32 protein-coding genes are annotated in these 22,424 nt (G+C 59.9%); 12 read left to right on the plus strand and 20 right to left on the minus strand.

Translation table 11 applies throughout. The annotated features are described in order from the left end of the window. Window positions 1-6: 6 nt before the first annotated feature. The 18 genes from AB4N98_RS10980 to AB4N98_RS11065 all read right to left on the minus strand — a co-directional run bounded on the left by AB4N98_RS10980 (window position 7) and on the right by AB4N98_RS11065 (window position 11,822). Window positions 7-531, minus strand: coding sequence for a phage tail protein (locus AB4N98_RS10980; protein ID WP_368949201.1), 525 nt, complete (start codon window positions 529-531; stop codon window positions 7-9). Next, window positions 524-1,699, minus strand: coding sequence for a baseplate J/gp47 family protein (locus AB4N98_RS10985; RefSeq protein ID WP_368949202.1), 1,176 nt, complete (start codon window positions 1,697-1,699; stop codon window positions 524-526). Before AB4N98_RS10985 ends, AB4N98_RS10980 begins: the two co-directional genes overlap by 8 nt. Beyond that, the gene (locus AB4N98_RS10990; RefSeq protein WP_068932250.1) at window positions 1,696-2,013 is read right to left on the minus strand and encodes a DUF2590 family protein; all 318 of its coding nucleotides are present in this window, start codon (window positions 2,011-2,013) and stop codon (window positions 1,696-1,698) included. The genes AB4N98_RS10985 and AB4N98_RS10990 overlap by 4 nt, the downstream gene beginning before the upstream one ends. Further along, window positions 2,010-3,995 carry a phage tail tape measure protein gene (locus tag AB4N98_RS10995; RefSeq protein WP_460149431.1) on the minus strand — a complete coding sequence of 662 codons (1,986 nt, stop codon included), beginning with the start codon at window positions 3,993-3,995 and terminating at the stop codon, window positions 2,010-2,012. Before AB4N98_RS10995 ends, AB4N98_RS10990 begins: the two co-directional genes overlap by 4 nt. Window positions 3,996-4,002: 7 nt before the next feature. After that, complete coding sequence (locus AB4N98_RS11000) at window positions 4,003-4,146, minus strand: DUF6890 family protein (protein WP_460149432.1); 144 nt, start codon at window positions 4,144-4,146, stop codon at window positions 4,003-4,005. A gap of 20 nt (window positions 4,147-4,166) precedes the next feature. Further along, window positions 4,167-4,460: a putative phage tail assembly chaperone gene (locus AB4N98_RS11005; protein WP_460149433.1), complete on the minus strand. Its 294-nt coding sequence runs from the start codon at window positions 4,458-4,460 to the stop codon at window positions 4,167-4,169. Between the two features lie 42 nt (window positions 4,461-4,502). Further along, window positions 4,503-4,958, minus strand: coding sequence for a lysis system i-spanin subunit Rz (locus AB4N98_RS11010; RefSeq protein WP_460149434.1), 456 nt, complete (start codon window positions 4,956-4,958; stop codon window positions 4,503-4,505). Then, window positions 4,958-5,491 (minus strand): lysozyme, encoded by a 534-nt coding sequence (locus tag AB4N98_RS11015; protein ID WP_460149435.1) that lies wholly within the window; start codon window positions 5,489-5,491, stop codon window positions 4,958-4,960. Before AB4N98_RS11015 ends, AB4N98_RS11010 begins: the two co-directional genes overlap by 1 nt. Then, window positions 5,488-5,694, minus strand: a complete 207-nt coding sequence (locus tag AB4N98_RS11020) for a hypothetical protein (protein ID WP_217855665.1) — start codon at window positions 5,692-5,694, stop codon at window positions 5,488-5,490. The genes AB4N98_RS11015 and AB4N98_RS11020 overlap by 4 nt, the downstream gene beginning before the upstream one ends. Beyond that, on the minus strand, window positions 5,691-5,903 hold the full coding sequence (locus AB4N98_RS11025; RefSeq protein WP_217855663.1) for a TraR/DksA C4-type zinc finger protein: 213 nt from the start codon (window positions 5,901-5,903) through the stop codon (window positions 5,691-5,693). Before AB4N98_RS11025 ends, AB4N98_RS11020 begins: the two co-directional genes overlap by 4 nt. Then, entirely contained in the window at window positions 5,903-6,352 is a 450-nt protein-coding gene (locus tag AB4N98_RS11030) for a phage protein (protein ID WP_065909421.1), read from the minus strand. The genes AB4N98_RS11025 and AB4N98_RS11030 overlap by 1 nt, the downstream gene beginning before the upstream one ends. Window positions 6,353-6,358: 6 nt before the next feature. Beyond that, window positions 6,359-7,474 (minus strand): DUF2586 domain-containing protein, encoded by a 1,116-nt coding sequence (locus tag AB4N98_RS11035; RefSeq protein ID WP_460149436.1) that lies wholly within the window; start codon window positions 7,472-7,474, stop codon window positions 6,359-6,361. A gap of 11 nt (window positions 7,475-7,485) precedes the next feature. After that, window positions 7,486-8,184, minus strand: a complete 699-nt coding sequence (locus AB4N98_RS11040; RefSeq protein ID WP_439653344.1) for a phage virion morphogenesis protein — start codon at window positions 8,182-8,184, stop codon at window positions 7,486-7,488. After that, window positions 8,156-8,602 carry a phage tail protein gene (locus tag AB4N98_RS11045; RefSeq protein ID WP_217855657.1) on the minus strand — a complete coding sequence of 149 codons (447 nt, stop codon included), beginning with the start codon at window positions 8,600-8,602 and terminating at the stop codon, window positions 8,156-8,158. Before AB4N98_RS11045 ends, AB4N98_RS11040 begins: the two co-directional genes overlap by 29 nt. Further along, window positions 8,599-9,060, minus strand: a complete 462-nt coding sequence (locus AB4N98_RS11050; RefSeq protein WP_460149437.1) for a head completion/stabilization protein — start codon at window positions 9,058-9,060, stop codon at window positions 8,599-8,601. Before AB4N98_RS11050 ends, AB4N98_RS11045 begins: the two co-directional genes overlap by 4 nt. Window positions 9,061-9,158: 98 nt before the next feature. Beyond that, a complete protein-coding gene (gene gpM, locus AB4N98_RS11055; protein ID WP_460149438.1) occupies window positions 9,159-9,884 on the minus strand; it encodes a phage terminase small subunit in 726 nt (241 codons plus the stop codon). Continuing rightward, entirely contained in the window at window positions 9,881-10,900 is a 1,020-nt protein-coding gene (locus AB4N98_RS11060; RefSeq protein WP_065909410.1) for a phage major capsid protein, P2 family, read from the minus strand. The genes gpM and AB4N98_RS11060 overlap by 4 nt, the downstream gene beginning before the upstream one ends. Before the next feature lies 1 nt (window position 10,901). Further along, a complete protein-coding gene (locus tag AB4N98_RS11065; protein WP_460149439.1) occupies window positions 10,902-11,822 on the minus strand; it encodes a GPO family capsid scaffolding protein in 921 nt (306 codons plus the stop codon). 161 nt (window positions 11,823-11,983) lie between these two features. On the opposite strand from AB4N98_RS11065, the gene AB4N98_RS11070 reads away from it, so the two are divergent. The 3 genes from AB4N98_RS11070 (at window position 11,984) to AB4N98_RS11080 (ending at window position 15,145) form a co-directional block, all read left to right on the plus strand. Further along, window positions 11,984-14,041 (plus strand): terminase large subunit domain-containing protein, encoded by a 2,058-nt coding sequence (locus AB4N98_RS11070; protein ID WP_460149440.1) that lies wholly within the window; start codon window positions 11,984-11,986, stop codon window positions 14,039-14,041. Further along, the gene (locus tag AB4N98_RS11075) at window positions 13,953-14,831 is read left to right on the plus strand and encodes a phage portal protein (RefSeq protein WP_460149542.1); all 879 of its coding nucleotides are present in this window, start codon (window positions 13,953-13,955) and stop codon (window positions 14,829-14,831) included. Before AB4N98_RS11070 ends, AB4N98_RS11075 begins: the two co-directional genes overlap by 89 nt. A 65-nt stretch (window positions 14,832-14,896) precedes the next feature. Continuing rightward, the gene (locus AB4N98_RS11080; RefSeq protein WP_090369185.1) at window positions 14,897-15,145 is read left to right on the plus strand and encodes an ogr/Delta-like zinc finger family protein; all 249 of its coding nucleotides are present in this window, start codon (window positions 14,897-14,899) and stop codon (window positions 15,143-15,145) included. Between the two features lie 66 nt (window positions 15,146-15,211). On the opposite strand, the gene AB4N98_RS11085 is transcribed toward AB4N98_RS11080, so the two are convergent. Next, entirely contained in the window at window positions 15,212-15,397 is a 186-nt protein-coding gene (locus tag AB4N98_RS11085) for a hypothetical protein (RefSeq protein WP_460149441.1), read from the minus strand. Window positions 15,398-15,498: 101 nt separating this feature from the next. Beyond that, a complete protein-coding gene (locus tag AB4N98_RS11090; RefSeq protein ID WP_460149442.1) occupies window positions 15,499-15,867 on the minus strand; it encodes a helix-turn-helix domain-containing protein in 369 nt (122 codons plus the stop codon). An 87-nt stretch (window positions 15,868-15,954) separates the two neighbouring features. Between AB4N98_RS11090 and AB4N98_RS11095 the strand changes: the two genes are divergently transcribed. From AB4N98_RS11095 to AB4N98_RS11135, 9 genes are all read left to right on the plus strand, one after another. Continuing rightward, a complete protein-coding gene (locus AB4N98_RS11095) occupies window positions 15,955-16,155 on the plus strand; it encodes a DNA-binding protein (protein WP_112192977.1) in 201 nt (66 codons plus the stop codon). 29 nt (window positions 16,156-16,184) lie between these two features. Next, on the plus strand, window positions 16,185-16,664 hold the full coding sequence (locus tag AB4N98_RS11100; RefSeq protein WP_460149543.1) for a YmfL family putative regulatory protein: 480 nt from the start codon (window positions 16,185-16,187) through the stop codon (window positions 16,662-16,664). Continuing rightward, the gene (locus tag AB4N98_RS11105; RefSeq protein WP_122561397.1) at window positions 16,661-17,026 is read left to right on the plus strand and encodes a hypothetical protein; all 366 of its coding nucleotides are present in this window, start codon (window positions 16,661-16,663) and stop codon (window positions 17,024-17,026) included. The genes AB4N98_RS11100 and AB4N98_RS11105 overlap by 4 nt, the downstream gene beginning before the upstream one ends. A gap of 73 nt (window positions 17,027-17,099) precedes the next feature. Continuing rightward, a complete protein-coding gene (locus tag AB4N98_RS11110; RefSeq protein ID WP_071483127.1) occupies window positions 17,100-17,333 on the plus strand; it encodes a hypothetical protein in 234 nt (77 codons plus the stop codon). 4 nt (window positions 17,334-17,337) lie between these two features. After that, window positions 17,338-20,031, plus strand: a complete 2,694-nt coding sequence (locus tag AB4N98_RS11115) for a toprim domain-containing protein (protein ID WP_460149443.1) — start codon at window positions 17,338-17,340, stop codon at window positions 20,029-20,031. A gap of 21 nt (window positions 20,032-20,052) precedes the next feature. After that, window positions 20,053-20,370: a hypothetical protein gene (locus AB4N98_RS11120; RefSeq protein WP_460149444.1), complete on the plus strand. Its 318-nt coding sequence runs from the start codon at window positions 20,053-20,055 to the stop codon at window positions 20,368-20,370. A 59-nt stretch (window positions 20,371-20,429) separates the two neighbouring features. After that, window positions 20,430-20,678, plus strand: coding sequence for a hypothetical protein (locus AB4N98_RS11125; protein WP_460149445.1), 249 nt, complete (start codon window positions 20,430-20,432; stop codon window positions 20,676-20,678). Window positions 20,679-20,770: 92 nt separating this feature from the next. Next, complete coding sequence (locus tag AB4N98_RS11130; RefSeq protein WP_122561392.1) at window positions 20,771-20,983, plus strand: DUF4224 domain-containing protein; 213 nt, start codon at window positions 20,771-20,773, stop codon at window positions 20,981-20,983. Beyond that, entirely contained in the window at window positions 20,980-22,128 is a 1,149-nt protein-coding gene (locus tag AB4N98_RS11135) for a site-specific integrase (RefSeq protein ID WP_460149446.1), read from the plus strand. The genes AB4N98_RS11130 and AB4N98_RS11135 overlap by 4 nt, the downstream gene beginning before the upstream one ends. Window positions 22,129-22,424 lie beyond the last annotated feature (296 nt).

Genomic DNA, 22,424 nt, shown 5'->3' on the forward strand with positions numbered 1-22,424 from the left:
GGGCTCCTAAAGGCTGGCGACCAGCGTTTGCTGATCGTCGTGAAAGTGGACCAGGGCGATTTGCATCGGTACCGGTGTAATGGTGGAAAAGTCATAACGCCGGCAGGTGCGGCCGTATTGCTGGATCAGCACGCGCAGCAGCTCGGGGTTCTGCGACAGCTGGGAGTCAGAGAAACGCAGCAGCACCACGTCCCAGTCGCGACCGGCCTGGCGCTCCTCGATCTCGACGTAGCCGACGCCCAGGCGCTCCAGGATGCGTTTCATACCGGCGGTGCTGCCGGCGTCCACGGCGTTGATGAAGGCGAACTTGACCCGCAGGCGATACAAGCCCTCGGGTTCGCCCTTGAAGCGGGTGATATCGCGCTGCCAGGCCAGCAGGTCCAGTACGGTGATATGGCAGGTGTCCGCGTCCATCTGCAGCAGCGGCCAACGCAACCAGCCCTCGACGCGCTCCCACCACGACTGGGCGGCCGCTTTGAGCTTGGCCAGCTCGGTGCCATCAAGCCAGAACGGCAGATCGATCTTAATCATGCAGCACCACCTCCAGGGTCTGGATACGGGGAATGTTCAGCTCGCTGATGATGTCGGCCGTGGCAAAGCGCAATGACTCGATGCCGGCGAACTGCTGGTGGAGTTCTTCGCCCAGGCGGCTGAATGAAAACCGCGACTGGGGGTAGGTCAGCGTCGGCTGGAAGTCCGTGGCGGTGCTTTCACGGAACGCGGCACGCACGAACAGCGCCGCGTTGTCCTTGAGCGTTTCGCGCTGTTCGGTGGTCAGCGTCGAACGCGGCCAGATCTCCAACTTCACGGCGTGCTGGGTTTCAGGAATGACCATCACCAGCAAATCGTCGCCGTGGCCATGGTTGCCCTGGTCGCGAATATGCGCGTTGATTTGCGCCAGGTACGTCGCCGCCGGCACGTCCGCTTCGAACAGCACGTAGGCATTGGCACTGCCCGGACCACGTGGCGCGCCGTGTTCAAAGTACACGCCATCAGGGCGCACGCCTGGGAAGGCCGAGATCATGGCGCGGTACACCGCGTCGGTGTGCCACTGATTGACCGCCGAAAACTGGTTTCGGGTGCGCAAACGCAGTTCGTCGTTGGGCTCGGGATCTGCACCTGGTGTGGTCAACCAACCGTCGCTGTTCACCACCTGGGCAATGCCCGGTACCGGAACCGGCAGGATCGCGTAGTAACCCGGGGCCAGGTTGAAACCGGCGCCGGTGTCGACCGCCTCGACCGGGATCTGCAACTGCATCAGGCCATCGGCGAAGATACCCACGGCGGTGGTCACCACCTGGTAGATATGGCCGTTGATTGATGCGGACTGCACCAGTGTTCCGGCGGGTACTTCCAGTGCGCCGCCGGGGGCTTCACGGGTGAACAGCAAAAAGCCCTTGGCTTTGGTCGCGCCCTTGCGTTCGACGTTGACCGCCCAAGCCAGCATATCGAGCCAGGCATCTGCAGCAGTCTTGACGAAAAAGTTCGGCAGCACCGTGGCCACGAAAAAATCCAGGATCCACAGGACCGGCTTGGTCACCAGGGCGCGCACCACGCGCCAGAACGGCGAATACGCGCTGGTGTTGCTCAGTTTGCTGCCCTGGGCGGCCACTTCCTTTTCCCACGCCTGCAGGAGCCCTGCCTCGGTCGTGGGAATGCCGGCGTCGGCCAGCGCCTGCTTGAAATCTACGTCACTCACAAAGCCACCTCGATATTGCCGAATTTCAGGGTTGTCGCCGTGACCAGGTACTGGCCTGGCTGCAGCTGGGTGATAAGTGCGGTGCCCGGTACCAGGCGTTCGTCGGCCTCCACCAGCAGCTCCAGTTGCTGGATACAGTCGCGTTGCTTGAGCCGATCGCGCTCGGCCACCAGGGTGACCAGCAAGCCGCTGTCGCGGATCATGTGGGCGATGTCCTGGGCGATGCTGGCCCGGTCATCAATCAGCAGCGGCTGACGCGACGGGTCCAGCACCAGGTCATTGCCGGCAATCAGCAGATCGATGTACTCGCTCATCCGCCCACCGACATGGCCATCATGTTTTCCAGCTCCAGCGGGGTCATGGGCTTGGCGGTGTGGATGTTCATGTTTTCCACGTGCGTGCCCTTGTTCTGGCTACTGCTGTTGTTCTGGATGCTGGTCAGCAGCCCGCCCTGGGGCACCGCGTTGGGCCGCGCCGGCGACAGGCTTGGAATGGCCGCATTGATGGTCTGCTGGGCGCGCTGCGCCACTGCCGCGTGGTCCATGGTGTTGACGCCGATATCCGTACCGGGCACCTCGGGCATGGCACCAAAGCGGGTTTCAATGTCGACGCCGGGGATCTTGTTGAGCATCTCGATCAGGCCGTTGATCGCCGTATGGAAGATCGCGACGATGCCGTCCCAGGCGGCCTTAGCCATCCCGGACCAGCCGCCCATTGAGGCGAACCACTCCGACAGCGCGGTCAGTTGGTCGCTGACCCACTTGAACGCCTCGCTGTTCATCAGCGCTGCCGTCCATTCGTCCCAGTAAACAACGGCCGCGATCACCGCCGCGACCAGCGCCAGGACGCCGATCACAATCCAGGCGACCGGATTGGCCAGCAGCGCCGCGTTGACCAACCAGATCGCGCCCTGCCACATCAGCATCACGCCGCGAACCACGCCGAGGGCGGCCGTCAGGCCGTACACCACAGTGATATAGGTCAGCATGATCAGCTTCTGCAGCACGAACACGGCAGCGGTGCGCAACCCCATCAGCTGCACCACTTTCCAGACGGTGACCATGGCCAGCCAGACCATGCGACCGGCGCCGACAGCGAAGGTCAGCAGGGACATGGCCGCAATCAGCGCCAAGATCGTCAGCGTGACAATGCCTATCACCCGGGTGATGTTGGGGAACATCTGCGTCCAGCGGGTCATGGTGCCGGCGATACCGGATAGCTTGGCCATCAGCGGCGTCAGGATCGGGATCAGCGCCTGACCGAAGGCAATGCGCAGCGCCTCGACCGCCGCCGCGAATTGCTGCCACGGATCAACCATGGCCATGGCCATGTTCTGCGCATCTTCCAGGCCGCGAACCTTGCCGAGCTTGTCCATACCGTTGCGCAGGCGGTCGGTGTCCTTGGCCAGGGAGCTGATCACCTGGGCGCCCTCTCCGCCAAACGCCTCCATCAGCTTGGCGCTGGCCGACGCGCTGGTAAGATCCCCCAGCTTGCCCTGCAGCTTGTCCATGATCTGCAGCATGGGCAGCGCTTTGCCGTTGGAGTCGGTGAACTTCACGCCCATTTTCTCGGACGCGGCGCCCAGGTTTTCGAAGAACGCCTTGTAGCGCCCGCCGGCGTCGCCGCCTTCCATGGTGCTGCTCAGCGAGCCAATTACCGCGAACTGCTCGGCGATATCGACGCCGGCGGCCGTGGCGATCGAGCCCACTTCCTTGAAAGCGTCCTTGAGCTGGGCGCCGTCGGTGCGGAACAGCTGCACCGCCAGGGCGGTCTGCCCGCCGAGTTTTTCAACCCATTCGCCTTTGCCCATGGCGTCGGCCTGGCCCTTGAACAGGTTGTACATGGTGCCCACGTAGGCGCCCATGGTCTCGGCGTCGGATTTGGTGGCCTTGGCCAACAGGTTGCTGGTGTTGGTGAAGGTGGCCAGCTGGCTGCCCGTCAGGCCCTTGATCGCGCCTTCGATGCTGTAGGCCGACGCGACAAAATCCCGGGCGTTCTCGCCATAGTTCACCGAGAAATCCAGGGCCTTCTGATTCAAAGCCGTCAGCGCATCTTCGGCCACACCCAGGGATTTAACCTCGCCCAGGGCGCGGTTCATCTCCAGCGCGGGCTGCAGTGATTCGTTGATGCCGACAAAAGCGCCCGTCACACCGGCCAAACCCATGCCCATGGTCTTAATGTTCTTTTCGCTTTGCTCGGTCAGCTCGGAAAAGCCCATCTTCACCTTGCCCAGGGGCGCGGTGACCTTGTCGGTCAGAGCCAGGATGAAGTCCAGGCGGGCGCTACGATCGGCCATGTGGTTCCTATCCGTTCAACGCATGGGCTATGCCGTTTGCCACGGCGAAGCCCATGCGTTTCCAATATTCATCATCCAGCCACTTGGCCGTGCCCATGTTTTCGATACTGGGCTCGGCACCAGGTAGCCAACGGTTGGTCAGGGCCAGCAACTGGCCCAGGCCGTCCTCGGTCAGGCGGTCAGCGTGCTCAAGGGCTTTTTTACGATGATCTCGACGTCAGGTGCGTACTCCTCGAGCAGCGCGCCGGCGACTTGCATGGTCATCACCGGGTTGGCCAGCAGTTCACGCAGCACGGCCTTTTCAGCAGGCAACACGGTGCTGCTCAGCAGGTTGAAGGACGGCGCGACCTTGTTGTTGGCGGTCATGGCGTTGAAGTACTTGGTCACGTCCTGAGGCGTCAGGGTGAAGGTGAATTCCTTGTCGCCGACTTCCAGGGTGATTTCGCGGGATTGGATCTGGCTCATGTTTGTGTCCGTTTCGATGGTTGGTTTAAGGGGTGTTTCAGGTCAGCGCAGGCACACCTGGTGTACGTAGTCCTGCAGGCCCAAGATCATTTGCTTACTGAGGGCGAGTTGATCTCTGAGGGTGAAATAATCCGGTCGAGCGTCTGTTGCGAGTTCGGCGGTGTTTGCATCAACCACGCCGCCGGCGCTGGCTTTTTCGGTGCCGGCGGCGCTGCAGATGGCGTTGATGCGCAGCCGCTGACGGCCATCGTCAACAGCCCAGCGCAGCTCAAGGTTTGAAGCGCGTTCATGGTCCAGCTCCAGGGTTCGTTTAAGATCGATCGCGTCACGGTCGGCCAACATCTCGCCGCTGATACGGGCGGCTTCGCGCAACCCCGCCACTTCAAACAGGGCGTTGTCACGCTCCAGGCGGGCGGTGTCGCGTTGCCCTTCCAGGATGTCGAAGGCGACAAACGCCACCAGGCACAGCACCAGGGGAAACAGGATCTCGCGCAGCATCACAAGCCCTCCGCGCACATGGCCGCTTCGGCGCGCCGGCGAGCGTGAAGGCCCGGTACAAAGCGCTTGCGGCCCTGGGCGTCAGTGACCGACGACCACACCGGGCTCTTGCCGTCGGGGCCCCAAGCGAGTGCCTTGCAGCCTTCGGGGATCTGGCCGGCATTGATCAGGCCCACCGCGCGACTGGCGCAGGTGCTGGCCGTACCAAAGTTGTGGCCATGGCTGCTCAGCGCGTCGAAGGTCTTCTGCCCGATCGCCGGATTGGTCAGGCAGTCAGCCAGGGCCAGTTGGCCTTTCTCGACCACCAGCTGCTCCACCTCGGCGCAGCGCGCCGGCGACCAGTAGTCACCGACGACCAGCGGATACGGGCTGGTGTAACGGGTGATGCCCTTGCACACGGTCGGCAGGCCACGGGCCAAGCGATCCGCATAGACGATGTTCTCACCCTCGCCTTCCCACTTGCCCAGAAAGGCGAGCAAAGGCGCACTGGCCAGCACCAGGACACCGGTGGCGATCTTGATACGCAGGTTCACGACTTGCCCTTCCAGTCATGCAGCATCTGGCGATACTTGGGAACCAGCAGAAGGATCTGCAGCACCATGTAGAGCGCGGTCAGCATGTAAGCGACCGCCGACCAATCGACGGTTCCCGTTACACCTGTAGCGGCCACACCGATTGCGGGCGACGCCTTGGCCAAAGCAATGGCAGTGTCCTGGGCGACCTGATCCGCGCTCATCGCAGAACCCCTTTCTCAAAAATGGTTTGGCACGGGACGCAACGGGTAATACCTTCCAACGCTCGGCGCGCTGCAGGTATTTCGTAGTCGCAGTCCATGCAGTCGATTAGGCTGGGCCCCGAAGGGCGTGGTCGGGCGAGCTGGGCCTGAATCGACCGCTCGCGCTCCAACTCCTCGATCTTCTTTGCGTCGTCGAGCCAATCGCCCATCAGCGCAGCCCCTCGATCTCGGCCGCAGCCAGGTACGGCACGCCGTTGACGCGGATGAAGTCCGGGCTGGTGACGTCAAACGGCACCTTGTGCTTGGACTTCTCGCCGCCCTTCGGGTCGACGCTCAGCAGGCTGGAAACCTTCAACTTGCAGCCAAAGGCCTCGATACGCAGCTCTTCATCGCCGGCCTTGGCAAAGAACACCGAGTCGAAGGGCTCCAACTGGCGAAAGCTGCCGGCAGTGCGGGCGGCCTCGATCAGCAGGTTGAAGTTGCTGGTGTCGAATTCGAATTCACCGCTGCACGACACATCGCCGTCGACGTGCCCGTTGGGCACGCCCCGGGATTGCGCCACGGCAGTGTTGTCGGTGATATCCAGGGTGCAGCTTTCGACATGGATCTGTAGGTCGCCCAGGTTGATGTCGAAGTTTTTACCGCCAATACGGGACATACGGGATTACTCCGAATCGTCGTTGGAAAGGTCCAGGGCGATGTTCGCCGTGAGGTCTTTCGGGCAATTGAGGGGCTTGATCTTGATGTACACCTCAACCTTGGTTTTGGTGTGCCACACCAGCTGGATGTCGCCGTCTTTCGGGGACTCGATCTCGCCCGGGAACACCTGGCCGGCGAAGGTCGTGGACTTGGCCATCACGCGCAGCGGCTTCATGAAGGCGCTGATGGCAGCCGCCATGCTGTTGGGCGTGTTGTTCAAACGCCGATCGGCAACGCGCAGGATCAAGAGCGGGCGCACCTGGCGAGCGGCCTTGTCGGCCAAACGCAGGTACTCGACCACTTGGAAGTCGCTCGCCGGCGCATCGAGCATGTTGCCGTCGCCCCAGAACACGCCCGGGTAGTCGGGGTAGGTCTGCGAGACCGAGAAACGGGCTTTATCAAGCTCCGCGCGGATGGCCGATGGCAGCGGCACGCCGTCTTTGTCCTTGGGCACGCTGCCCAAGCCCAAAACGGCGCCGCTGGCCACACGCATGGGACTGTCAGCGATGCTGACCGCAGCATTGGCCAGACGCCCAGCCAACACGCCCAGGTCATTGCCGTGCAGTTGCGGCACGACCAGAACACGCGGCGCCGCCAGGTCCTTGGTGATCGCCTTTCGCTGGGCCAGGTAGTCGGACCAAGTCTGTTCGGCAGTGATGCCGGCGGTGCTGGCCATCACGAACACACGACGGCCGTAGGTGTTGCTGATGGCGATCGCGGCGTCATGCATGGCAGATAATTCAGCTGAAGCCTCCACCGGTTTGGTGATCACCACCGCCTCGACGGAAAAGCCCTGTTGCTGCGCCGCTTCCAGGGCGATAGTCCAGTTGCCATCTGCAGCGATCGGAGCCGCCAGGCACGCCCAGCGGTCGCCGCCATTGGCCTTGGCCGCCGCGATCTGGGTTTTCAGATCGCTGACAGGAAGGCCCAGCAGCGCATCCAGGTCGCTGTCGGTGTTGAGGGCGATCAGGCTGCCGACGCTCTTCGCGCCGGCGCCGATGAACAGGAAATAGCGCTCGATCTCGGTCACGGCACCCTGGCCGAGGTTGAGATTGTTAACGCTGACTTTGCCAAGTGCCATGCAGTGCCTCGTTATTTGGGGGAGTTGAGGATTTGTGCCAGCACCTGGTTAACCAGCAGGCTGGTGTCCCGATCGGTACTGACGCCGAGGAACTGGCGCTTTGGCAGGGTTATTTCCCAACTTTGCGCACCGGTGCCTTCGGCTTTTTCGTCGGACAGGATGCGTATCAGCAGGCCCGCCTTGGCGTAGTTCACGTGTTCCTGGATCCAGGCCACGGACGGCCGGGTTAGGCTCTTCTTGCCCTTCTGGCGCACCTTGAAACCGAGGCGGCGCAAGCGCTTGGCCTGCTTATCCGTCGCGGCCAGGCCTTCAGGCACCTTGTTCCACCGGCGCATCTGCGCAGCTGTACGGCGCTCGCTCGCGCCATGGTGTTGCTGCGCGGCGACCCAGCCGGTCAGGCCGTTACGCCATCCCAGCGTTGCGGAATCCGCGCTCACGCTGGTGACCTGGAGCAACTTGCCCAAGCCGGCTTCCATCTTCTTTTTGCCCTTGCCGTCGCCCTTGCGGGCCTCAAAGGCTGAACCGTCCAGGTTCCGCTGCTCTCGGATCCGCTTGCGGCTCATGGTGCGCACGCGCTTGGTCACGTTGTTGAGCAACCGCCGGCGCAGCTGCGGGGGCAGGCTCAACAGGGCCAGTTGCTCGCGAACGCCCAGGTGGCCCCGTACGTCCAGCTCGAAAGTGCTACGCGCCACCGCCGCGGACCTCGCCATGCTCAGCGGTCCATAGGTCGAACTCGACCAGGCCCCACGTTTTGCCGAAGGCCTCGACCTTGCCGTTGGGGTCTTCGGCCAGGTGCTGCGCCTCGACGAATTCCAGGGTCAGTTCCAGATCCGCTTCGTCCGAGGTGATCTGGTCGACGGCGAACGTCGGCGCCGGCAGATCGTCGTCCCGGTCGGGATCGTTGGATTCCAGCCAGCCGCCGAGAAGCGCCATCAATAACGCCGGGTTACCGGCGAATCGCTCGATCACGACTACGGCGCGATAACGCATATCGCCCATGTGCAGACCCTGGGTGGTGTCTTTCCAGATCAGGTCCAGGTTGACCTGCTCGGCCCAGCTGTCGATCTGCTCGGGCAGCACCAGGTCGAGGCCGATCAGGTAGGTGGTAAGGGCACGCAGCTTGTTCATAGCAGCGCCGCCGTGATGCGGCCACGGCCCTGCAGCGAGCGCACGGCCTGTTGGCTGAATGCCAGGAAGGTTTCAGGGCGATCGGGCAGTTCCTTGCCCAGGTTTTCGGCGCTTTCGCGGCGAATGATCGTCACGAACTGGGTCAGCAAACTGGCCTTGGCGCGGCAATACACGGCGCGCTTGTACGTCGCCGCTTGAAAGGTGCGCTCCGGCAGAATCCTGGTGTCTGCAGACTCAACGTTTGACACGCCAAGCCCCTGCCATCGCGCTTTTAACTTGGCCAGGTCGTTGTTGACCTCGGTCATTGCCGTGGTCAACTCAGCCGTCAGCAGTTCCACCAGGTATTCCGCCGGCAGGCGATAGCCCCGCTGGAACTCGGACACGGAGACGTCAGGCCAAAAGCCGTCGTTCTCGATCGTCAATTCCACCAGCGTGTTGGGTTTACCTGAAAAGCTCATGCTGACCGCTCAAATAGGGCGGGGAGCCTGTTTTCAGTGGGACGGTCCATAAATGGGCGGCTCACTTCCACAGGTCCCCGCTGGGGGGGGGTAGTCGGTTATTCGGTGGCCGGGGTATCAGCCGCTTGTTTTTCCAGGGCCCTGCGGACCCTTTTGATACGGGTGTCGTTGCCGGCTTGGGCGTACAGCTCCGTCGAGCGCTCCAGGTGCTTGAGCGCGGTTTCCCACTGCTCGGCCTCCATGGCGCGTATGCCGATCAACTTGTGGTACTTGCTCGGGATCTGCTCCGTCAGTTGCCACTCACCGTCAACCAGCGGCAGCAGGTCAGAGAGGTAAGGCTCCGGGCTGCGATTGGCTTTGTATTCGGCGTAGGCCCACTCGCACACGGCGTCAGCGACAAAGGTCTGGATGTCGCGGCGCTTGAAGCGCTCCGGCATCTGCTGGCCCTGCTCGATCAGGACGTCGGCCAGCTCCAGGGCGTCTTCGAACTGGGAGGTGTCGAACAGCCAGACCAACACCTGCACCGCGACACGATTGGGAAAGACCAACCCCGACTCGCAATAGCGCTGCACGTATTCCTGGTACTTGGGCAGCAGCTCGTCGCGCTTGAGTGCCTGGCGTCCTGCCAGACCGTTGATGGCACTGATTCGCGCTAGGTCCTGGTCCAATGCCGCTTCCTGCAGGAGCAGGTGCTTGCGTGCATTGGCGGGGCTGCTCAGGGCTTCCGCCGGCGAGTAAGGAAGCGCTGCGGAGACGGCAGCCGCCGTAATGGCGGCGCCTCCCAGCGCGATAGTGCGGCGCTTGTGCGCAAGGGCCAGACTCACGCCACAAGCTCCACGTTTTCGGTCATGGCGAACTTTTCCAGCTGCTCGATCACATAACCTTCATTGCGGCTGTTGTAGTCCTCAACGCGGGAGCGCTTTGGATTGTCGACGGTCTGCTTGCGCCAGCTGGAGTCCTGGAAGTAGATCGACAGGTTGTCCCAGCTGGTGACGACCACGCCATTGACCGGGAAGAACGGCACGCTAAAGCTCGGCAAGCCGCCATAGGTAGCGATCACCTGGGCTTCTTCGATGCGCTCTTTTTCGGTCGGGGTGTCGCCCTGCTTCGAATACAGCTTGGCCTTGTCGGCGGCCAGCAGGTCGGTGCCGATGATCGCGATCAGGTCGCCGGCATCGCGCAGACGTTCGTCCACCAGTTGCTTGGTGTCGTGCACCAGGGCATCGAGGTTGGCATAGTCGCCACCGGCGCCGAGGGTGACTTTGCCGGCGACCTTGCCTTCCTTGAGTACCTGGGCCGGGATCTGTTCACGTGCCTGTTGCAGCCAGCCTTTGTTGACGTCCTGCAGCATCGGGTATTTTTCGATGTCGGTCTGCACGGCAGCATGGGTGCCATGGAAACCGACCATGATGCGGTCCAGCGCGATCTGTTTCTGCACCGCTGCGGAGTAACGCTGATGGAAGTCCGGGAACTTGGCCCAGGCATCGATCTTGGCGTAAGGCAGGCCAACATCAGACTCGGTCGACGACAGCTCATAGGTGTCCTGATCCAGCGACGACGCATCTTTGGCTTCGCGATCGGTGGTCTTGGTGTTGGTGCGGCCTGTGACCGGACCCGACACGCCAATGAAGACCTTCTGGCCTTTGATCTCGGTCACCGGAATGACGTTGATCCGCTCCAGGAAGTCCGACTTAGCCGTGATGGCGTCGTTCAGCTCCTGGGCAATGGTCGGGTCGACGCTGAACATCTTGGTAGCCAGGTCGACGCCATAGCTTTCCGCGATGGCGAGTTGTAGCTCCGCGAACATTTGGGCGCCGAAGGCGCTCAGTGAATAGGCCATGTTAGAGCACCCGCTTTTTGACGGTGGTTACCGGGCCGGGATTGCGCGGCAACTGGCGACCGGTGGAGTTGTTCTGCAGGGCGCTGAACTGCTTCTGCAGCGCATCCAGCTTGGCAAGTACGGACTGGTTGCCTTTGCTCTGGCGGCGAAACTCTCGCTCTTGCTCGGCGGTGGCCACGATGTCGTCCACGGCCGTGCTGACGTCATCGACCAGGTCCTGATCAGGCTCAGGTGCATCTGCGGCGGCGGGCTCAATGACGGCTTGAAGGCCGGCAGCGACAACCAGCAGCTGCGCCACCAGGGCCGTCAAAGCCGTTGCTGTAGCTTCATCCATTGGGGGTTTGCTCTCTGTTTTGGGTGGAGTGGTTTCGGTGGGCAGCACTTCCGTGGCGAAACGCTTGAAAAAGCCAGTCAGGGCATTGATCAATCCGGTTTCGGCGGTGGGTTGGCTGTCGTCCTGCAGGCGGCCGAGTTCGACCGACGCGGCGTAGTAGGAGGCGCGGTTGTTCTTGTGTGAGAAGTAGAGTTCCTGAGTGCCCACGCTGGCAGGCTGGTCGGTAACGCCCAAACCAGTCAGGTAGGCTTTGCCCTTGCCACGGAAGTCCGGGGTAATTTCGATGCTGCTGAACAGCTTCTGGCCCTGGTCATTCAGATACAGCAGGCGGTCGTTGGGCTTCAATTGCGCTTCCAACGCCACTTCGCCGGGCTCCAGGTCTTCGGCTTCTTCCACCAGACGCACCGCGTAAACGGTGCCGTGGGAGCCTGGCCAGCGTTCGTGGTCGCACCAGATCACCGCCGTGTAGAACGACGGCTTGTAGGTTTCAGCGATATCGCGCAGTTCCTGGGGAAGGATCACGCGCCCATCAACGGTGGCTCCGCTGGTGGCGACACGTTTCCAGAACGATACAAGGGAACGGGGCATGGATTTGACTGCGCTCAATCACTGAATGAGCCGCCAAGATAGGGAGCCGTCAGCCCTCAAACAAACGGTTCAAATGCGCGTTTCTCCTATATTTGAGATATAGGCGGATCACGGAATTTAACCCCGCGTTTCCAGCGTTTTCGCCGCATAGACTGCGGCCCATGTACTACTCGACCGAAGTTAAAGAAGCCGCCAAACGCCTGTTTCTGCGCCGCTGTAAGGCCAAGGAAATTCAGGCGCAGCTCAACCTGCCCAACATCCGGATCGTCTACTACTGGATCCGCCAGGGCGGGTGGGAAGACATGCTGTCGGACGAAGAACCGCTGACTGCCGTCGGCCGGCGAATCACCCTGCTCCTGGACAAAGTTGGCAGCCTGTCCAAAGACGATCTCAATGAACTGGACCGCCTGACCGTCGTTCGCGAACGCCTGCTGAAACAATCGGCCAAGCCCGCACCGGTGGCGGCATCGAACGGCGACGACCTGGGCGAGCCCCAGGAACCGCGCAAGCGCTCGCGTGGCGAACGCTCCAGCCGTGGCGAGGGAGGCGATAGGAAAAAGGAAAAGAAGGCCAAGAACGATATCAGCGGCCTGACCGAAGTCGACTTCCTGGATAAGTTCATCAGCAAGATGTACCGCTATCAGCAGGAGTTGTTTGCAGCCAAGCAAAACCCGCTGACAAGCCGGATCCGCAACATTCTCAAAAGCCGCCAGGTGGGCCTGACCTACTACTTCGCCGGCGAAGCGTTCATGGATGCGGTGCTGACTGGCGACAACCAGGTGTTCCTGTCGGCCAGCCGCTCGCAGTCGGAGATTTTCCGCAGCTACATCATCCAGTTCGCCAAGCAGTGGTTCGACATCGAGCTGACAGGCAACCCGATCACGCTCAGCAACGGCGCCGAACTGCGCTTTCTGTCGACCAACAGCAGCACCGCCCAGGGCTACCATGGCCATGTGTACGTGGATGAGTACTTCTGGATCCGCGACTTCGAAAAGCTCAGCACCGTGGCCAGCGCCATGGGTACCCACAAGAAGTGGCGCAAAACCTACTTCTCGACGCCCAGTGCGGTGTCGCACCAGGCATACCCGTTCTGGTCGGGAAAGGAGTTCCGCAACAGCAAACGCGGCAAGAAAGCCGGCGGCACCTGGCCCACCGAGGCGTCCTACACCCAGGGCGCGCTGTGCCCCGATGGCCAATGGCGCAAGACCATCACCATCCAGGATGCGATCGATGGCGGGTGCGATCTGTTCGACCTCGAGCAGCTGCAGCTGGAGTACGACGAAGACAAATTCCAGCAGCTGTTCTACTGCAAGTTCATCGATAGCAGCCAGAGCGCGTTCGGTCTCAAGGATCTGGAGCGTTGCTATTCCGACCTGTCGTTGTGGGAGGACTACAACCCGGAACTGGATCGGCCGTTCGGCAACAGTCCTGTCTGGCTGGGCTACGACCCAAGCCGCACCCGCGACGACGCCACCTGCGTGGTGGTCGCCCCACCGCTGGAACCCGGGGCGAAATTCCGCATCCTGGAAAAGCACAGCTGGCGCGGGCATTCGTTCAACTACCAGGCCGCCCAGGTCAAAAAGCTTACCGAACGCTTCAACGTGCAACACATCGGCATCGACATCACCGGTGTGGGCTATGGCGTGTTCGACCTGGTGCGCGACTTCTACCCCAAAGCCACGCCGATCCACTACAGCCTGGAGACCAAGAACCTACTGGTCCTCAAGGCCCAGGACACGATCCAGGGCAGCCGCATCGAGTGGGACGCCGGCTGGACCGACATCGCCCAGGCGTTCCTGACCATCAAGCGCGGCACCACCACCAGCGGCCAAGTGACCTACAGCGCTTCGCGCACCGACGCCACCGGCCACGCCGATATCGCCTGGTCGATTATGCACGCCCTGTTCAATGAACCCCTCAACACCAACAAGCGGCGCCGTAGCCGCTACGTCACGAGCGGAACCAATGCCCAAGCCACGACACAAAAAGCCCCAAATCAGCCAACAAGCGCGACAGCCGCAGCCCATGCGAGCGTTCACCTTCGGGGAACCCGAACAGGTGCTGTCCGGCAACATCGGCGAGTACCTGGGGGTGTTCCTCAGCGACGACGGCGATATCTACAAGCCGCCCGTGTCGCGGGCGGGCCTGGCCAAGCTGCTGCGTGCCAACGCGCACCACGGCGCCATTCCCAAGTTCAAACGCAACCTGCTGCTGCGTGAATTCATCCCGTCCGAGGGCTGCAGCACGCAGACGATGGGCCGGGCGAGCCTGGACTACATGGTCTTCGGCGAGGCGTATTTCTATCGCGATACCAACGCCTTCGGTGAAGTGCTGGAGATGCAGCACCTGCCAGCCATCAACATGCGGGTGAAGGTCGACGGCGGGTTCAGGATGCTGCTGCCCGACAGCAAGTTCATGGACTTTGACCAGGACGAAATCGAACACGTCCTGGACTATGACGTGGAACAGAACATCTATGGCGTGCCTGATTACTTGGGCGGCCTGCAGGCGCTGTTGCTCAACGAAGCCGCAACGCTGTTCCGCCGGCGCTACTACAGCAACGGCGCGCACGCGGGTTACATCTTCTACACCAACGACCCGGACTTGACCGAGGAAGACGAAGACAACCTGCGCGCGCAGATCAGTGCGAGCAAGGGCGTGGGCAACTTCCGCTCGATGTTCGTCAACATCCCCAACGGCAAGGAAAACGCAATCCAGATCATCCCCGTGGGGGACTTCCAGGCCAAGGACGAACTGGAGAAGGTGAAAAACATTACGCGCAACGACGTGATCGCCGCCTGGCGAATGAATCCTGCCCTGGCCGGGATCATCCCCGAAAACAGCGGGGGGTTTGGCGACATCGAGAAGATCGATCGTGTGTACACCAGCAATGAGATTAGGCCGATTTGCCAGCTGTTCAGCCAACTGAACGACACGCTTCGACATGACAGGAAAATATCCTGGCAAGAAACCAAAACACCAGTCGATAACACTGGGCAAACATCCTAAAGCAGCTATTGCCACTACAAAATGTGGCAAAATAGTGGCTATTGGCTGCCCTGGGGAGGGACACGATGAGAGTTGTATGCAAATGCGGGAACAAGGGCCGGATTGCTTCACGGGAAGAACTATCGCGGGATTTTGCCAAGCTTTATTGCCAGTGCCTCGACGCAACGTGCGGGCACACATGGGTAGCGAATTTGACGTTTTCCCACACGCTCAGCCCTTCCGCTCAATCCTACGAAAAAATGCTCTTTGATCGGTTAAGGGATATGCCTAGGGCCAAGCAGCGGGAGCTATTTGACCAACTGGGCGCCGCGTGACGCCGACCTATACAAGTCGGCGACGAGACTACGTTTGAGTACAGCTGATGGGCCAGCAGTGATGAATCAACTCGCTACTGATTCCTTTGGAACGGTAGCCAATGCCTCGGTAAGACGTCTGAGTTGCTTTCGATCGTCTTCATTCAACTGCCGATATAAGCCGATGAAATTATGTTCAATTTTGGAAAGGGCGAGCCATTCAAACTCGTGGACTTCGGCGCAGGCGCGTTCATTGTTCGTGCGATCCAACATGCTTATTACTCCATGAAATGCATTGCTGAATCGACGTTATCGGAGCAGGGATTCGCTTTAAAACTGAGGAGACCTGAATGAGATACAAGTTTTGTTACAAGTTAATTCGAACTTTTAGCAACGTCGTCTGCGATCGCCTGAATGAATCGACGCACAGATTTTTGGTCATCTGGCGGCATGGTCCGGTAACGTCTAACCAGTACCTCTTCATCCTCGGACAGATCGCCCACGGGGACAGGGGTTCGCACCCCCGTCACGACGTACAGAACGTCCAGACCCACAGCATGCAAGGCTTTCAGATAGCCCGTATCAGGCCGCCGCTCGTCACGCTCATAGCTGCCTTGGGTATTGCGGGTTACACCGCCAATCTGCGCCATTTCTTCTTGTTTGAGGCCCAATCGGCCTCTTTCTTCGCGCAAGCATTCGCCCGCACTCACATCTGGGAATTCTCCCAATGACAAATTTTTCAAGCTTTAGCCCCTTTACAGGACAAATAAACTGGTCATAATCGGCGCCGTACAAACACGAATCCACACGAACGCACACGAGCGAACACTATGCCCGCCACCCTTACACCCGAGCAAGCCCGGGAGGCTCTGGATCGCAAAGGGATGAGCATTGCGGAGTTCTGCCGCACTCATTCACTGAATAAGAATTTGGTCAGCGACCTTTTGAACGGTCGTAAAAAAGGTCGCCGGGGGGAGGCACATCGCGCCGCCGTATTGCTCGGTATTAAAGACGGCGTGATTGCACAGTAATGGCCACGGTACTGAGGGAACAGCAGAAGATGAAAAGTCGAGTTCTAAAAACGCGCCGGGAAGTGGTCAGCGCAATCATTTGCAGCTATTCAGGTGGCCGCGAATGTGCCGCCGCCCGGATCGGCCTGCCGCTGAAAAAGTTTGATAACCACGCTTATGAGAACAACAACTGCCGCCCGTTGACCGATGCGCAGATCTTCCAACTGGAGCAGGTCACGGGCACTCACCACTTGCCCAATTATGTCGCAGTAATGTACGGCGGCATGTTCGTTCCAGTAGTTCATCCAGACAGACTGGATAACGTGGAGATGTACGCGCGGGCCATGCAGAGTTCAGCCAAACAAGGGACGGTCGACCAGATCATTGCCCAGGCACTTGATGACGGGGTGATCACCGACGTTGAAGCCGAGTTGATCCAGAACGCCCATACCTTGCACATGGCCGCACGCACCGCCGAAGTGTATGCCGCGATCGATCTCTACCGCGCCAAATCGGGGAAAGCCAAATGACCACCCAAACTAATGCCCTGGACTACCAGGAATGCATACAGAACGCCGCGCTGGCTTTCCTCGAGCGCCATCAAGCTGAACACCTGGGCGATCTTTCGGCCTTTCTTAATCGCGCCATCAACCACCTGGTCGCCACCTTCGACGTATCCGAATCAGTTGCAATCAAGCTGACGTCCCTTGCCCATTTAGAGCTGCAGGGAGTCGCTTACCGTCAACGCCTCGATCTGGACTACAGCAACACCACCGTTGTGGTGATCAAGGATCCCATCAAAGGGGTTTGCTGGTCCGTCCCCGTCAGCCTTATCTACGAACGCATCTTGACCGCTCCTGACAACGTGCGCCTGCGCTCCGCGAACTCGTAACACAAACCCAACCAAACGCCGGCCCCACGTCTCGTGGGTTTGGGTGAGCTGCGCCCGAAATCGAGGTTTAACGATGGTAAACGCCGTAATTGTCACCACTCAACTGCCCCCGGCCGAGGCCGAAGCGTTGCTGGCCGCGCTGCGTGAACAGTATCGCTTGAGCCTCAATGAACATTGGTACGACGACCAATTCCGTTTTGTAGCGGACGGTCTTCGCCACGGCGCAATCCTCGCCCACATCCCGGTAATGGCAGCGCAAAAACGCCTGATGGCAGCCCTGTCCCACAGCCTCAAAGCAGTGAAGTAACCCCATGAAAGAAGATCTTCGTCACGACGTGCTGCAGCGCCTGGAATCCGACTACGGCCTGAAACATCGCAAAGATACCGATTACATGCGCGGTGGTGAGTGCCCTAAGTGCCACAAGCGTGAGCTGTATTCGCGTCATGACAAACCCTGGCTGGTGATCTGCGGCCGGTCTGAGAAGTGCGGCCACACCCTGCACGTCAAAGAAATCTACAACGATCTGTTTGAAGACTGGAGCAAGCGTGCGCCGGCGACGGACAACGCACCCACGGCCACAGCCCGCGCCTATCTGGAGTTTGGGCGCGGATTCAACATCGAGTTGATCGCCGGCTGGTTCACCCAGGACTCCCACTATTCAGGGCAGCACAACGCCGGCAGCGCCACGGTTCGTTTCGCTCTGGAGAAAGGCGGCTACTGGGAACGCCTGATCGACAAACCGGCCCGCTTCGGAAAGATGAAAGCCCGGTTCGCACCAGGTGAAAGCTACCGGGGCACGTGGTGGTGCCCGCCGTGTGTCGACGTCCTGGAAGCGAAAGAAATCTGGATCGTTGAAGGCATATTCGATGCCATCGCCCTGGTCCATCACAATATTGCTGCCGTATCGGCTATGTCTTCGAACGCCTTCCCGGCCGACTCGCTGCAGGCGATCGTGGCAGCGCGTCCAGGCAACTTGCCGAAGCTGGTGTGGGCCTTGGACAACGAGCCAGGTGCACACGCCTATACAAAGCGGTGGGTGCGTATGGCGCGTGAACTGGGCTTCACTTGCGAAGCTGCACAAATCCCGCAGCGGGACAACCGGAAGGTCGACTGGAACGATCTGCACCAGCGCTGGCAGTTCCTGGACGAGGGCGCTAAGCGCGACGCCCAGTTTGACAAGGACATCACCACAGCCCGCCACCACGGCGCGCTGCTGATTGCCGACAACGCCACGGAGAAGGCCCTGGTGATGTTCGATTGGAAGCGCCGTAGCGAATTTCACTTGGAGTTCGGCAACCGCCTCTACTGGTTCAAGCTCGACCTGGAGAAGTACAACAAGGCGATTCAGGAACTTGAGGACAGCGAACACCACGACGACCAGCAGTTAAATAATAAGCAGATGCGTGCCAAGGCTATGCAGCAGTGCGGCGCCCTGCAGCGTATCGCTACGTGCAATCCCAAAGCGCTGTACTACCAGGAAAACAAGCTCACCGATGAGTCCTGGTACTACTTCCGCATCACCTTCGCACATGACGCCCCGCCTATTAAGAACACCTTCACCAGCTCTCAGATCGCATCGTCTGCAGAGTTCAAGAAGCGCTTACTCGGCATTGCCCCAGGCGGGATGTTCACCGGCACCACGCAACAACTGGATGCGTTCATTGAGGAACAAACCGACGCTCTGAAAACTGTGCAGACCATTGATTTCACGGGATATACCCGTGAACACGGTGCGTACGTCTATGGCGACGTGGCGGTGCGCGACGGGAAGGTGTTCAAGCTCAACGAGGAAGACTTTTTCGATATGGACCGGCTCAGCATCAAGACCTTGAGCCAGTCCGTGATCCTCAACCTAAACACCGACCTGCAGAAATTTGAGACTGAATGGCTTGAAATCATATGGGAGTGCTTCGGCGCCAAGGGCCTGGTAGCGCTCGCTTTCTGGTTTGGCTCCCTGTTTGCCGAGCAAATCCGGCAGCACCAGAAAAGCTACCCGTTCATGGAGATCATCGGCGAACCAGGTGCCGGCAAATCCACCTTGATTGAGTTCCTGTGGAAGCTGTGCGGCCGGAGCGATTACGAGGGCTTCGATCCAACCAAGGGCACACCGGTAGCACGGGCTCGTAATTTCGCCCAGGTCGCCAATCTGCCGGTGGTACTGATTGAATCCGAGCGGGAAAAGACCGACGGCAGTCAAACCAGACAGTACGACTGGGACGAACTGAAAACCGCTTATAACGGGCGTAGCGTCCGCTCCACCGGTGTGAAGAACAACGGCAATGACACCCGCGAACCGCCTTTCCGTGCGGCCGTGGTCATTGGCCAAAACCACGCTGTCAATGCGTCAGAACCCATCCTGCAGCGGCTTGTGCACATCGCAATGACGAAAGAAGGCCAGACACCCCAGACCAAACTGTTGGTGGAAAAGCTGGAGCGCATGCCGGTGGATCGCGTCAGCGGCTTCCTGGTGAAGTCCACCATGATGGAAAGCGCAGTGATGGAAACTGTCCGCGAAAAGGGTCCCAAGTACGAACAGCAATTGCTCGCCCTGCCCGAAATACGCACGGTGCGGATCGCAAAGAATCATGCCCAACTGCACGCCCTGGTCGACGCCCTGGTGCACGTCGTCCCGTTGAAAAAACACCAGGTGGATGCGGCCCACGCCGAGATTCAAAGCATGGCAAAGGATCGCCAGCTAGCCATAAACGCTGACCACCCCGTCGTTGTGGAGTTTTGGGAACTGTTCGACTACCTCAACGGGCCTGATGGGGACCTCAACCACTCCCGAACTGACGGTCTGATCGCCGTCAACCTGAACGAATTCGCGGAAATGGCGGCGAACAAACGGCAGAAAGTCCCGGATTTGACCGAACTCAAGCGCCACCTCAAGACCAGTAAGTGCCCCAAGTTCATTGAGACCAATCGCAGCGTTTGCTCGGCACGGGCGAAGGACGCGTTCGACAAAGCAAAAACCGTTCGCTGCTGGATGTTCCGAAGCGACTGACCACCACCAGGAGCAGCACCAATGCATATACAAATTATCACCGGCAAAGGTCGGGACGGCGCTACGAAACAGCTCAAACACATGATGGAGCTGCAGCAGTGGATTGGCGAGGCCAGCCAGCTGGTACACGCCGAGGCATATAGCGCTGCTGGCCTGGTCGAGATTTTGGAAGTTCGTGGTGCCACGGAGAACGAACTTCTGGTTCTGCAGTGCACAAGGCAGCAGATCCAGGCGGTATTGGAATGGCAGTCGGCAATGGACGACGTGATCGAACTCGAGAACCTGGTGATCCACCTGGTTAGGCAAGTGCAACCAACCACTGCCGGCGAAGGCCGGTAATTAGAGCGGTACCGAGGAGTTACAGCTCCCCGGCACCAACCACCACTGAGGGCAACACCATGCAAGCACAGCACCAAAGCAGCAGCAAATCGAAGGCTACCACATCACTGGCCGAGGGCACGCAAGCGGCGCGGCACCTGATGGCCATCCGAATCGTCGGAACCGCGCTTTTTGATTACCAGGTACAGAAAACGACCGATGCTCGTATCCGTCTTGAATCTGTCACCTCTACGGCTCAACTGCTCGGCGACCTAACCGCACATGAAGCGGCGCTGGTTTCCAAACTTCTGGCTAAGCCGATTCGATAGATCCTTAGTAGTTTCCACCCCAACTTCTAATAACCAGACCCCGGCTGCAGCGCTAGACTGTCCGGGGTGTTCCAGCTCATAGAGGGTTAGCAATGAACTCCCGATCGGACAATGTCCTGGTATTCACCGACCTGCAGCGCATCACTGGCTACCAACGCCGGTCTGATGTTGAACGGTCGCTGGTTGACCAGGGCATTCGCCTGTTTCGTGGCCGCACTGGACCATGGACAACGCTAGACCTTATCAACCAAGCCGCAGGCATGAAGCCCGCCGCTGCAGAGCGATACGACGCCGACATCCTATGAGGAAAGCAAGGAAGCGGAAGCATAATCCGCACATCCCCGCTCACATTGATCAGGCCGCTCTCCCAGCGGCCGTTTACTTTGACCAGCGAAACGAAGGAGTCTGGTACACCCTTCATCGTGACGAGACGGGTACACAGCGCCGGCGCAACATTGCCCCGGCGAGCGTTTCGCTCGCAGAGCTGCACCAGATCATGGACGAGGCTTCCAACGTTGACCGGGGAACGCTCCGCTACGTTTGCGCACAGTTCCACGACAGCGATAGGTACAAGAAGCTCAGCTCAAAAACCCACGACGACTACTGCTATTCCCGCGATGTTCTTCTGAGCATTCCCACCAAACTGGGAAAACCGCTGGGAGATCTGTCTGTTCGAAAATTCACTTCTGCCCTGGTGCAACGAATCGTTGATCGACTGGCGGACGAAGGCACGCCATCGAAAGCAGCTCATGCGTTGCGCTACCTGCGCCGTGTACTGCAGTGGGGCCGCAATCGCGGCTTCCTGGAAGTAAACCCAGCTCTTGGCATTGAAGCGCCCGTGGAGCGCAAACAGCGCCGCCTGCCGAATCACCTGGTTATGGACGCTCTCATCGACCGGGCAATTGCCAGAGGTTTGCTGCAGCGTAACGAGAAAGGCGGCTGTCCCGAATACCTTGGCTACGTCATGGAGCTGGCCTACCTCTGCAGGTTGCGCGGCATTGAGGTTGTGACGCTCACTGACGAAAACGAGCTGGAAAGCGGAATACTGACCAACCGCCGCAAAGGCAGTCGGGACAACATCGTGCGTTGGACGCCACGTCTGCTCAAAGCTTGGGACAACGCTAAAGCCTATCGAGCAAAGGTATGGGCCAAGCGCAAAACCGCGATTCCGATCCTGCCGTCACGTAGAACTATCATTGTGGCCAGCCACGGTGGACCACTTCGCAAAACCAGCTTGGACACGGCCTGGCAACGCTTCATCACCCTGGCACTGGCGGACGAGTTCATCACGCCAGAACAGCGGTTTGCCCTTCACGACCTGAAACGGCGCGGCATCACCGACACGGTGGGCAATCGGGCTGACAAGCAGGAGGCCAGCGGCCACCGTGATCCCAAGATGATGGACGTATACGACCTGAGCATCCCCACCGTTTCCCCGTCTGCAGACTGAGAAAACCCCACGTAACAAGCGAACCAGAGCCCGCTATCTATGCGGGCTTTGGAGTGTCCGCACGTAACAAGGAATCTCGTAAGCCGTTGATTTATATGTTCTGGGCACCTAGCTTGTAATCAGTAGGTCCCGGGTTCGACTCCTGGTGCCGGCACCACATTAGGCTCCATTGCATTCCACCGAATGCTCTGGAAGCCCCGAAAAACCGCCCTTTGGCGGGTTTTTTCGTTCCAGGACCCTCTGTCGGGATCCAACAAAATCCCCCTTCCCCGAGGGTATGTTAGGGGTACTGCGAT

Source organism: Pseudomonas sp. S3_E10 (genome assembly GCF_054667615.1).

Coding starts and splice junctions, on each gene's coding strand:
- AB4N98_RS10980 (WP_368949201.1), bottom strand. CDS start 531: ATGATTAAGATCGATCTGCCGTTCTGGCTTGATGGCACCGAGCTGGCC.
- AB4N98_RS10990 (WP_068932250.1), bottom strand. CDS start 2,013: ATGAGCGAGTACATCGATCTGCTGATTGCCGGCAATGACCTGGTGCTG.
- AB4N98_RS10995 (WP_460149431.1), bottom strand. CDS start 3,995: ATGGCCGATCGTAGCGCCCGCCTGGACTTCATCCTGGCTCTGACCGAC.
- AB4N98_RS11005 (WP_460149433.1), bottom strand. CDS start 4,460: ATGAGCCAGATCCAATCCCGCGAAATCACCCTGGAAGTCGGCGACAAG.
- AB4N98_RS11010 (WP_460149434.1), bottom strand. CDS start 4,958: ATGCTGCGCGAGATCCTGTTTCCCCTGGTGCTGTGCCTGGTGGCGTTT.
- AB4N98_RS11020 (WP_217855665.1), bottom strand. CDS start 5,694: ATGAGCGCGGATCAGGTCGCCCAGGACACTGCCATTGCTTTGGCCAAG.
- AB4N98_RS11025 (WP_217855663.1), bottom strand. CDS start 5,903: ATGGGCGATTGGCTCGACGACGCAAAGAAGATCGAGGAGTTGGAGCGC.
- AB4N98_RS11030 (WP_065909421.1), bottom strand. CDS start 6,352: ATGTCCCGTATTGGCGGTAAAAACTTCGACATCAACCTGGGCGACCTA.
- AB4N98_RS11035 (WP_460149436.1), bottom strand. CDS start 7,474: ATGGCACTTGGCAAAGTCAGCGTTAACAATCTCAACCTCGGCCAGGGT.
- AB4N98_RS11040 (WP_439653344.1), bottom strand. CDS start 8,184: ATGGCGAGGTCCGCGGCGGTGGCGCGTAGCACTTTCGAGCTGGACGTA.
- AB4N98_RS11045 (WP_217855657.1), bottom strand. CDS start 8,602: ATGAACAAGCTGCGTGCCCTTACCACCTACCTGATCGGCCTCGACCTG.
- AB4N98_RS11050 (WP_460149437.1), bottom strand. CDS start 9,060: ATGAGCTTTTCAGGTAAACCCAACACGCTGGTGGAATTGACGATCGAG.
- AB4N98_RS11060 (WP_065909410.1), bottom strand. CDS start 10,900: ATGGCCTATTCACTGAGCGCCTTCGGCGCCCAAATGTTCGCGGAGCTA.
- AB4N98_RS11065 (WP_460149439.1), bottom strand. CDS start 11,822: ATGCCCCGTTCCCTTGTATCGTTCTGGAAACGTGTCGCCACCAGCGGA.
- AB4N98_RS11070 (WP_460149440.1), top strand. CDS start 11,984: ATGTACTACTCGACCGAAGTTAAAGAAGCCGCCAAACGCCTGTTTCTG.
- AB4N98_RS11080 (WP_090369185.1), top strand. CDS start 14,897: ATGAGAGTTGTATGCAAATGCGGGAACAAGGGCCGGATTGCTTCACGG.
- AB4N98_RS11085 (WP_460149441.1), bottom strand. CDS start 15,397: ATGTTGGATCGCACGAACAATGAACGCGCCTGCGCCGAAGTCCACGAG.
- AB4N98_RS11095 (WP_112192977.1), top strand. CDS start 15,955: ATGCCCGCCACCCTTACACCCGAGCAAGCCCGGGAGGCTCTGGATCGC.
- AB4N98_RS11100 (WP_460149543.1), top strand. CDS start 16,185: ATGAAAAGTCGAGTTCTAAAAACGCGCCGGGAAGTGGTCAGCGCAATC.
- AB4N98_RS11105 (WP_122561397.1), top strand. CDS start 16,661: ATGACCACCCAAACTAATGCCCTGGACTACCAGGAATGCATACAGAAC.
- AB4N98_RS11110 (WP_071483127.1), top strand. CDS start 17,100: ATGGTAAACGCCGTAATTGTCACCACTCAACTGCCCCCGGCCGAGGCC.
- AB4N98_RS11115 (WP_460149443.1), top strand. CDS start 17,338: ATGAAAGAAGATCTTCGTCACGACGTGCTGCAGCGCCTGGAATCCGAC.
- AB4N98_RS11120 (WP_460149444.1), top strand. CDS start 20,053: ATGCATATACAAATTATCACCGGCAAAGGTCGGGACGGCGCTACGAAA.
- AB4N98_RS11125 (WP_460149445.1), top strand. CDS start 20,430: ATGCAAGCACAGCACCAAAGCAGCAGCAAATCGAAGGCTACCACATCA.
- AB4N98_RS11130 (WP_122561392.1), top strand. CDS start 20,771: ATGAACTCCCGATCGGACAATGTCCTGGTATTCACCGACCTGCAGCGC.
- AB4N98_RS11135 (WP_460149446.1), top strand. CDS start 20,980: ATGAGGAAAGCAAGGAAGCGGAAGCATAATCCGCACATCCCCGCTCAC.